The organism is Mycobacterium sp. KBS0706 (genome assembly GCF_005938675.2).
GTDB lineage: Bacteria > Pseudomonadota > Alphaproteobacteria > DSM-16000 > Inquilinaceae > Inquilinus.
The window spans coordinates 1-1,970 of sequence record NZ_VCCH02000252.1 but is presented as its reverse complement, the minus strand read 5'-3'; the positions used below and the strand labels follow the sequence as shown (position 1 = coordinate 1,970).

Here is a 1,970-nt window from a genome sequence, read left to right as displayed (position 1 = left end):
ACGCGACCAACTCCGCGTTGACGCGCTCTTCTACACCGGAGTCCCACGTTTGGGAGGCGCTAGCGGGCTGCCTTGGCCTGCTCGACCCAGCCGTCGAACTCGGCCTGGTTGGCGGCGATCCAGTCGTCGGCCAGCTTGCGGATGTCGCGGTTGCTGCTGCCGACCTTGTTCAGCGCCCCCTCCCAGGACACCCAGGTCTCGCGCGGCCATCGCGCCACCTCCACCAGCTTCTTCACCGCCGGGTTCTGGGCCAGGAAGTCACGGTTGATCACCGTGCGGTAGTTCCATTCGCCGAGTGCCATGCGGCAGGGATCCTGGCCGCCGGCGCAGCCGACGACGCCCGGCACCAGCGCCGTCTTGATCGGCGGCATGCCCTCGGGCAGGGATTCGAAGGGCGTCGGCAGCCAGACCACATCCTTGCCCGGCACCAGGGCGTCGTTCACCCAGGACGGGCTCCAGGTGTAGTACAGCGCCGGCTCGCCGCGCTGCACCCGGGCCACGGTCTCGCCCATCAGCGCCTCGTACTTGCCGCGGACGATGTGCACGGTGTCCGACAGGCCGAAGGCCTTGACCTGGTGCTCGATCACGTCGCCGCAGCTCCAGCCCGGGTCGCAGCCGATCAGCTGGGCCTTGCCGTCGGCGCCGAACAGGGCGGCGATCTTCGGGTCCTTCAGCTGGTCGACGCGGGTGATGTTGTTGGCGTCGGCGGTCTTCTTGTCGATCAGGTAGCCGTTGATGCCGCCGCCGATGATGCCGCCGTCGCCTACCACCGCCAGCTGCTGCTCCACTTTGCGGTAGCCCGGCTCGCGCTGCGGCAGGGTGACGTCCGGTCCCATGTCGACGTCGCCCTGCGACGCAGCCTGGAAGAACAGGGTGCCGTTCATGGTGCTGAGATCGAGGTCGTAGCCCAGCTTCTCCAGCGCCGAGAGCAGGATCTGGTCCTGCACGTAGTTGCCGCCAAGGCTGTCGTCCTGGGCGAGGCGGACGGTCTTACCCGCCCCCGGCAGGTCGTCCGCGATGGCCGGGAACGCCGCGCCGGCCATCAGCGCCGTCAGAGCCAGGGCGGATATGAGGGCGCGCTGGCCCGGTCTGGAAACCATGATGTGCCTCCGAGTTCGCTTGTTGCTTGGTTGGAATGTCAGGTCGGGCGTGCCGCCCGGCTGCCGACCGGCTGGGCCACGCCTTGCCGGCCGACCAGCCGCAGCAGCGCCGCGCGCAGCGGCGAAGCCTTGCCGCCCTTGGACTTGGCGACCGACTGGGTGATGCGGTCGAGCGTCATGGCCAGCAGCACAATGGCGAGGCCGCCGACCGCGGCGCGGCCGACATCCAGCCGGCCGAGCCCTTGCAGCACCACCAGGCCGAGCCCTTCCGCCCCGATCATGGCGACCACCACCGACATCACCATGGCGGTCAGCACGGTCTGGTTCAGGCCGCCGAGGATGGTCGGCATCGCCAGCGGCAGCTGCACCTCCCACAGCAGCTGCCGGCCGGTGGCGCCGAAGGCCAGGCCGGCCTCGACCATCTCGCGGTCGACCATGCGGATGCCGAGATTGGTGAAGCGGATCAGCGGTGGCGCCGCGGCCATGATCACCGCCACCTCGCCCGGCACGGTGCCGACGCCGAACATCATCACGATCGGCACCAGGTAGACGAAGGTCGGCGTCGTCTGCATCACGTCCAGGATCGGCCGGATCACGCCCCACACCGTGTCGCTGCGGGCGCAGAGGATGCCGACCGGGATGCTGATGCAGACGCACAGCACGATCGCGGTGGTGATCAGGGCCAGCGTCGTGATCGCCTCGGTCCACACCCCGGTGAAGGCGATCACGATCAGGGCGACGACCGTGAACAGGGCGATGCCGCGGGTCGACAGCCGCCAGGCGATCAGCCCGGCCAGGATGACGAAGACCGGGAACGGGATGCCCTGCAGCGTCTGCTCGATCAGGCCGAGCAGGTGCTCGACCGGCCAT

2 protein-coding genes are annotated in these 1,970 nt (G+C 69.2%); both read right to left on the bottom strand.

Annotation, left to right across the window (positions count from 1 at the left end):
• Positions 1-59: 59 nt before the first annotated feature.
• Positions 60-1,100, bottom strand: a complete 1,041-nt coding sequence (gene proX / locus FFK22_RS41600; protein WP_138893678.1) for a glycine betaine/L-proline ABC transporter substrate-binding protein ProX — start codon at positions 1,098-1,100, stop codon at positions 60-62.
• Positions 1,101-1,138: 38 nt separating this feature from the next.
• Positions 1,139-1,970, bottom strand: an 832-nt coding sequence (locus FFK22_RS41595; protein ID WP_143956987.1) for a proline/glycine betaine ABC transporter permease, incomplete at its 5' end; no start/stop codon positions are given.

Coding starts and splice junctions, on each gene's coding strand:
- proX (WP_138893678.1), bottom strand. CDS start 1,100: ATGGTTTCCAGACCGGGCCAGCGCGCCCTCATATCCGCCCTGGCTCTG.